General features: G+C 52.3%; 1 rRNA gene. It reads left to right on the top strand.

Annotation, left to right across the window (positions count from 1 at the left end):
- Positions 1-46: 46 nt before the first annotated feature.
- A 23S ribosomal RNA gene (locus CHH91_RS17835) occupies positions 47-545 on the top strand; the annotation flags it as partial.

The following is a 545-nucleotide window of genomic DNA, read 5'->3' as shown; positions in this document are numbered from 1 at the left end:
TTTTTTTATTTCACAAAGAGAACCGACGGTTGTCTGACGTGAAAAAGGATAAGTTAGAAAGGGCGCACGGTGAATGCCTTGGCACTAGGAGCCGATGAAGGACGCGACGAACCGCGATAGGCTTCGGGGAGCTGTAAGTAAGCTTCGATCCGGAGATTTCCGAATGGGGGAACCCACCATCCGTAATGGGATGGTACTGGCATCTGAACACATAGGATGTCGAGAGGCAGACCCGGGGAACTGAAACATCTAAGTACCCGGAGGAAGAGAAAGCAAATGCGATTTCCTGAGTAGCGGCGAGCGAAACGGAAACAGCCCAAACCAAGAGGCTTGCCTCTTGGGGTTGTAGGACACTCAACAACGGAGTGATCAAGAAACGGAGTAGGTGAACTGTCTGGAAAGGCAGGCCGAAGAAGGTAACAGCCCTGTAGCTGAAACTTCGTTTCCTCCAGAGTGGATCCTGAGTACGGCGGGACACGTGAAACCCCGTCGGAATCCGGGAGGACCATCTCCCAAGGCTAAATACTCCCTAGTGACCGATAGTG

Source organism: Virgibacillus sp. 7505 (assembly GCF_002272135.1).
Lineage (GTDB): Bacteria > Bacillota > Bacilli > Bacillales > Amphibacillaceae > Terribacillus.
This window is presented reverse-complemented; position numbering and strand designations above follow the sequence as displayed.